Consider the following 6,619-nt stretch of genomic DNA (forward strand, 5'->3'; position numbering starts at 1 on the left):
GTGACCGTCGCGGCCGTCGCGGCCGTCGTCACGATGACCGGCCTGCGCGGCGCCGGCCCCGCGCCGAGCGCCGCGCAGCTCGACGAATGGCAGGCGATGGTCACGCAGGCGAACGAGCCGCATGCGCTGGCCCAGTTGCGCACGCTCGCGCGCCGCGGCTCGGGCGCCGCGCAGGCGGCGCTCGGCATCGCGCTCGTCGATGCGCACGAGCCGGAGCTGCGCGACGAGGGGCGCGGCTGGCTGGAAACCGCCGCGGCGGCCGCCGGCAAGGCCGACGCGCCGGCTGCGCGGCGCGCGCAGCTCGCGCTCGGCAAGGCGTTGCTGCTCGGCAGCGGCGACCTCCCGAAAGACTATGCACGCGCCCGCGCGCTGCTCGGCGCAGCCGCCGAACAGGGCGATCCGGCCGCCGCGTATTACCTCGGGCTGATCTACCGCAGCGGCTACGGCATCGCGGCCGACCCGGTGCAGGCCGCGCACTGGTTCGACATCGCGTCGCGCGCGGACATCCCGGCCGCCGACTTCATGCTCGCGAACGCGTACCGCGACGGCAGCGGCGTGCCGCGCGACGAAGCGCGCGCGCTCGCGCTGTATCGCCGGGCCGCCGAACACGAGTTGCCCGAAGCCGTGCAGACGCTTGCGATGGCTTATCGCAACGGCGAACTCGGGCTTCGGCCCGACGCGGACGAGTTCCACGCGCAGTGGATCGAGACCGCGCATGCGCTGAAGCACCCGGTCGTCGCGCCGTGATGGCCGTTCGGCCAGGGGACGCGCGAGCGTGACCTGGCCGAACGGTGGTTGCTTCGCATGCGTCGGCCGCGCGGCGTCGGCGGCGCACCGATCCTCGTTTCGACCCGCCAAGGCCCGGCGCTGAAGGGCCAGACGGTGCTCGCGTGCGAGATGACGTCGGAAGCGGGCATCGAGGCGCGGGAGCGGATAGCGATGCCGCGCCAAGCCACGCCGTGTCGTCCCGCAGGTTGCGTGCGCCGTCCGGCGCGCGCCAACGCCCCCTGTCGCTACAATAGGCGCCATGAACGCCCCCACCTCCTCCGACACGCCCGAATCCGGCGACGCGCACATCGCGCGCAACCGGCTCGAGGCGCACCTGGACGCCACGCCGCGCGCGTGGCCGCTCGACATCGTCGCCGCCACCGGCTCGACCAACGCCGACGTCGCGACCCGGCTCAAGGCGCTGCCGCGCACCGCGAGCGCGTTGCCCGCGCCGCTCGTGCGCGTCGCGTTCGAGCAGACGGCCGGCCGCGGCCGGCAGGGCCGCCCGTGGTTCGCGCAGCCCGGCAATGCGCTGCTGTGCTCGGTCGGCTGCATCGTGCCGCGCGCCATCGATGCGCTCGGCGGCCTCAGCATCGCGATCGGCGTCGCGCTCGCCGAAGGGCTGGCCACGCTGCCGCTCGACGCCCGCATGCGGGTCGCGCTCAAATGGCCGAACGACCTGCTGCTGACGACCGACGACGACGGCACGCCGCGTATCGTCGGCAAGCTCGCCGGGATCCTGATCGAAACCGTCTGGACCACCGCCGACGCCACCGCGGTCGTGATCGGCTTCGGCATCAACGTGCGCGGCGCGGAAGCCGTGGCCGCGCAGGTCGACGCGCTGCGCGCGCGCGAAGCGACGCTCGCGAGCGGGCTGCCGCCCGCCGCGCTGTCGATCGCGTGCGCGTCGGCGAACCTCACCGATACGCTCGCCGCGTCGCTGAACGCGCTCACGCCCGCGCTCGCACAGTTCGGCACCGACGGCCTCGCGCCGTTCCTGCCGCGCTGGCACGCGCTGCACGCGTACGCCGGCCGCGAAGTCGTGCTGCTCGAACAGGGCGTCGAACGCGCGCGCGGCATCGCGACGGGCATCGACGCGACCGGCCAGTTGCTGCTCGACACGCCGAACGGCGTACAGACGATCGCGGCCGGCGACGTGTCGCTGCGCGAAGCGCAATGAGCGAACCGCACCTGCTGATCGACGCCGGCAACAGCCGGATCAAGTGGGCGCTCGCCGACGCGCGGCGCACGCTCGTCGACACGGGCGCGTTCGGCCACACGCGCGACGGCGGCGCCGACCCCGATTGGTCGCGCCTGCCGCGGCCGCGCGGCGCATGGATCTCGAACGTCGCGGGCGCCGACGTGGCCGCGCGGATCGATGCGCTGCTCGACGCGCGCTGGCCGGGCCTGCCGCGCACGACGATCCGCTCGCGGCCCGCGCAATGCGGCGTGACGAACGGCTATACGACACCCGAGCAGCTCGGCAGCGACCGGTGGGCCGGCCTGATCGGCGCGCACGCGGCGTTTCCGGGCGAGCATCTGCTGATCGCGACGTTCGGCACCGCGACGACGCTCGAGGCACTGCGCGCGGACGGCTGCTTCACGGGCGGGCTGATCGCGCCGGGCTGGGCGCTGATGATGCGCGCGCTCGGCACGCACACCGCGCAGTTGCCGACGCTGACCACCGACATCGCCAGCGGCCTGCTCGCGGGCGCGCAGGCCGAACCGTTCCAGGTCGATACGCCGCGCTCGCTGTCGGCCGGGTGCCTGTACGCGCAAGCCGGTCTGATCGAACGCGCGTGGCGCGATCTCGTCGCGGCGTGGCAGGCGCCCGTGCGGCTCGTGCTGGCAGGCGGCGCGGCGGACGACGTCGCGCGTGCGCTGACGATCGCGCATACCCGGCACGACACGCTGATCCTGTCCGGGCTCGCGCTGATCGCCGCGGACGCGGCCGACCCGGCAACGGCGCCGGATTGATGCAAAGGCGCCGGCATCGCGCCGGCGCGTGACGACGCAAGCCCAAACGGGCCGGCTTCACGCCGACGATGCCATCCGCGCGGTGCCGCGCCAGCGGCCCGCACGGACGATCCACGGAAGCCATGAAAAAAGCCGGCCCTGCGGCCGGCTCGACTGAACGACGTGAACCACGTCAATGACGACAAGGAGTTTCGACGATGCTGCGCTGGCTGATCGCTGTTCTCTTTCTCGCCAACATGCTCGCGTTCGTGGTGGCGCGCGGCGTGTTCGGGCCGCTGCCGGCGGCCGGCCCGCGCGAACCCGGCGTGCTGTCGCGGCAGGTACGGCCCGACGCGCTGCATGTGACGCCGCTCCTGCGGGCGACCGATCAGCCCGTCGTCGGCGGCCCGATCGCGGCGCCAGCCGTCACGACCGCACCGCTCGCGGCGTCCGCCCCGTGACGACGCCGCGTCGCGCTCAGGGCTGTTGCGCGCGCACCTTCTTCAGCAACGCGGTGGTCGAGCGATCGTGCTCGAACGGGATCGCCAGCGCACGGCCGCCCCAGCCGCGCACGAGCGCCGATTCCGGCAGCGCATCCATGTCGTAATCGCCGCCCTTCACGAGGATGTCCGGACGGACGGCCTCGATCAGCGACACCGGCGTCTTTTCCGCGAACGTCACGACCCAGTCGACGCTTTCCAGCGCCGCCAGCAATGCCGCGCGATCCTCTTCGCGGTTGATCGGCCGGTCGTCGCCCTTGCCGAGCATGCGCACCGACGCATCGCTGTTCACGCCGACGATCAGACAGGCGCCGAGCGCTTTCGCATCGGCGAGATACGTGACGTGGCCACGGTGCAGGATGTCGAATACGCCGTTGGTGAACACGACGGGCGACGGCAGCGACGCGCGCAGCGCGACGAGGGCATCACGGGTGATCAGCTTGCGTTCGAAAGTGGCGGACATGATGAAGAGCGGACGGAATGGACAACGGCTCGCGCGACGGCGGCGCCCGATAAAAAGCCCGCCGGACCGGCCGGGCGGGCTTCAAGCGATGAACGCGACACGGTGCCGCGCAGCCGGGCGCGAATCGGGTACGACTCGCGCCGACGGCGGCCCCTGCCGGCCTCAGGCCGGCTGCGCGGCCGACGACGGGCCGCTTTCTGCCTGCAGGCGGCCGGTGACTTCCTTGCGGTAGCGGTTCAATTCCTGCGCGGTCGCGAACGTGCGCTCGAACAGGATCGACAGGTTGTGCAGGATCCGCTCGACGACCTTCTTCTCCCACTCGCCGTCGAACCGGATCTGCTCGTCGAGCCAGCGCTCGAGCCATTCCGGATCCGGCAGACGCGACTGCACGGTGTCGCGCGGGAACAGCGCCTGGTTCACGTGCAGGTTGGTCGGGTGCAACGGCTTCTCGGTGCGGCGCGCCGACGCCATCAGCACGCCGATCTTCGCGAATGCGGCACGGGCGACGTCGCCGCAGTCGTTCAACGCCTTCTTCATGTAGCGCAGGTACGCGCCGCCATGACGCGCTTCGTCGCGCGAAATCGTTTCGTAGATCTGCTTGATGACGGGCTCGGTGTGCCAGTCGGCCGCGCAGCGGTACCAGTGGTTCAGGCGGATCTCGCCGCAGAAGTGCAGCATCAGCGTCTCGAGCGGCGGCGCCGGATCGAACTGGAAGCGCACCGCGTGCAGTTCCTCTTCGGTCGGCACCATCTCGGGCTTGAAGCGGCGCAGGTATTCCATCAGCACCAGCGAATGCTTCTGCTCCTCGAAGAACCACACGCTCATGAACGCGGAAAAGTCGCTGTCGTGCTGGTTGTCGCGCAGGAACATTTCCGTCGCGGGCAGCGCCGACCATTCGGTGATCGCGTTCATCTTGATCGTCTTCGCCTGCTCGTCGGTGAGCAGCGAAGCGTCGAACTTGTCCCACGGAATGTCCTTCTCCATGTCCCAACGGACAGCTTCGAGCGACCTGTAAAGTTCCGGATAAAGCATGGTGTTCATGATGGTCCCACCCCTGTTCTGCGCAATGCGACTTCTCTAAACGTGACTGTTGCCGCGCAAGCACGCCACGCGCGCTTTTTGCAGCCAAGACTCTAATTTTACGCGGGAAACCGGCCCGCCGGACGCTGATTCCTCGTCCGGCTGCCTGGCGGCCGCGTTGCCGCCGTTGGGCATGCCGCAACCCCGCTCCGTTCGGACGGAGCCGGCCGCGCTTGCCTGAGTGGGGGCCGGCGCTGGCCGGCTCGGTGGCGCGCCCGTCCCCTGCCCCAGGCGGGTCCCCGAAAGGTCCCGTGCGGATGCCGGATCGGCGGGCTGCTCGATATGGTGTATACGGCGGCGGCCATGATAGCACGCGTGCATGACGGTTCCGAGACGCTCGCCCCGTCGCGTGCCGCCAGCCACGGTGCGGCGATCGGTCGCGGCCGACCGTCGCGAAAACGCAACCTTACATTGCGCCTGCGCGTGTCAGACCCGTATTTCGCCGGTCGCGAGACCGTCTTCCGGCGGCGTGCCGGCCGCCGGCGCACTGCTGCCGTCGGCCTGCGCGATCCAGCCGGCGAGCGTCTCGCGCTGCGCCCGGCCGTCGCGGTAGCCGAGTTCGATCAGCTCGCGCGTGAAGGCTTCCTCGAACAGCAGATAGCTCGCGAACGACGCGCCGGCCGGCTGGCTGCCGCCGATCGCACCGAGCAGCCCGCGCATCGTCGCCGGCATCTGCTTCAGGTGTTTCGCGGCGATCAGCTCGATGCGCTCGGACGGCGCGATCGCGAGCACGTCGACGTGCCGCCAGCCGCTGTCGACCTCGACCTGGTGCGGCAGATGCTCGATCATCCGGTTGATGTGCTCGATCCGTTCGATGTCCGAGCCGATCGAGTCGAGGAACACGCTCGCGAGCACCTGCTGACCGATCTGCGCGAGCGTCGGATAACCACGGGCCCGTCCCGCGCCGTTCGCGGCCGGAATCTCGGGCCGCGGATCGGCCGCGCCGATGACGACGATCCGGTCCGCGCCGAAGTGGATCGCCGGCGACAGCGGCGCGATCTGCCGGATCGAGCCGTCGCCGAAGTACTCGATCTGCCCGTCGAGCACGAGCGGCACCGCAGGGAACACGAACGGAATGGCCGACGACGCGAGCAGGTGCGACGCCGACAGGTCGACGAGCCGCGCGGTGCGCTGCGCGCGCCGCCACGCCTGGATCGGCTGGGCGGCCTGGTAGAAGGTGAGGTGCCGGCCGCTCGAATAGCTGAGCGCGGTGATCGCGAGCGCGTGCAGCAGGCGCGCCTCGAGCATCTGCTCGATCCGGTGGAAGCTCAGCTCGCGCTGCAGCAAGTGCGCGAGCGGCGTGTTGTCGAGCAGCCCGCGCGGCGAGCGGCGCGCCGCCCAGCCGAACGTCATCGTCGCGAGCCAGCGCGCGCCGGCGGCCGCGATGCCGAGCCAGTCGGTGCGATACACGTAATCGGCGCGCAGCGGCTCCCAGAATTCGAGCAGGCGGCGCACGCCATGGGAAAAGTCGTCCGCGTGGCTCGCGATCGACGTCGCGTTGATCGCGCCGGCCGACGAGCCGCACACGATCGCGAACGGCAGCGTGTGCCGCTGCGGATCGGCCTCGCGCGCGATCTCGGCCAGCGCCTTCAGCACGCCGACCTGGTATGCGGCGCGCGCGCCGCCTCCCATCAGAACGAGCGCGAGTCGCATGATCGACCTGCTACCTGCGCCGCATCACGTCGAGCGCTTCGGCGGACGCGTTTCGGGCGACGAAGCGGCCGCCGCGCGCGCCGCGGCCGAACCGGACGGCTTCGCGCGCTTCGCGGCGGGCTTGCGCGGCGCGGCAGCGACCCCGGCCGGCTTCGCGGCCGGCTCCGGCGCGGCGGCGTCCGGCGGCGCGGCGCCCGGC

General features: G+C 71.6%; 7 protein-coding genes and 1 pseudogene. 4 read left to right on the top strand and 4 right to left on the bottom strand.

Features of this window, described 5'->3' with window-relative positions; genetic code table 11:
- The 4 genes from MMB92_RS34800 to MMB92_RS34815 form a co-directional block, all read left to right on the top strand.
- Positions 1–747 (top strand): tetratricopeptide repeat protein (locus MMB92_RS34800; protein ID WP_277563258.1); only part of this gene is annotated, 747 nt, incomplete at its 5' end.
- Positions 748–1,027: 280 nt separating this feature from the next.
- The gene (locus MMB92_RS34805) at positions 1,028–1,948 is read left to right on the top strand and encodes a biotin--[acetyl-CoA-carboxylase] ligase (RefSeq protein WP_006482094.1); all 921 of its coding nucleotides are present in this window, start codon (positions 1,028–1,030) and stop codon (positions 1,946–1,948) included.
- A complete protein-coding gene (locus MMB92_RS34810) occupies positions 1,945–2,745 on the top strand; it encodes a type III pantothenate kinase (protein ID WP_006482096.1) in 801 nt (266 codons plus the stop codon). Before MMB92_RS34805 ends, MMB92_RS34810 begins: the two co-directional genes overlap by 4 nt.
- A 197-nt stretch (positions 2,746–2,942) precedes the next feature.
- Positions 2,943–3,185: a hypothetical protein gene (locus MMB92_RS34815; protein ID WP_006482093.1), complete on the top strand. Its 243-nt coding sequence runs from the start codon at positions 2,943–2,945 to the stop codon at positions 3,183–3,185.
- A 16-nt stretch (positions 3,186–3,201) separates the two neighbouring features.
- Here the strand turns inward: MMB92_RS34815 and rfaE2 are convergent, their stop codons facing one another.
- The 4 genes and pseudogenes from rfaE2 to MMB92_RS35340 all read right to left on the bottom strand — a co-directional run.
- Positions 3,202–3,687, bottom strand: a complete 486-nt coding sequence (gene rfaE2 / locus MMB92_RS34820; RefSeq protein WP_006497810.1) for a D-glycero-beta-D-manno-heptose 1-phosphate adenylyltransferase — start codon at positions 3,685–3,687, stop codon at positions 3,202–3,204.
- Positions 3,688–3,849: 162 nt separating this feature from the next.
- The gene (locus tag MMB92_RS34825; protein WP_277563259.1) at positions 3,850–4,728 is read right to left on the bottom strand and encodes a ferritin-like domain-containing protein; all 879 of its coding nucleotides are present in this window, start codon (positions 4,726–4,728) and stop codon (positions 3,850–3,852) included.
- A gap of 465 nt (positions 4,729–5,193) precedes the next feature.
- Positions 5,194–6,420 (bottom strand): patatin-like phospholipase family protein, encoded by a 1,227-nt coding sequence (locus MMB92_RS34830; RefSeq protein ID WP_006482098.1) that lies wholly within the window; start codon positions 6,418–6,420, stop codon positions 5,194–5,196.
- Between the two features lie 24 nt (positions 6,421–6,444).
- Positions 6,445–6,619: pseudogene (locus tag MMB92_RS35340) on the bottom strand (alginate biosynthesis protein AlgP); the annotation flags it as partial.

Origin of the sequence: Burkholderia sp. IO2, assembly GCF_029522185.1 — a bacterium.
In the GTDB taxonomy this organism is placed as follows: domain Bacteria; phylum Pseudomonadota; class Gammaproteobacteria; order Burkholderiales; family Burkholderiaceae; genus Burkholderia; species Burkholderia cenocepacia.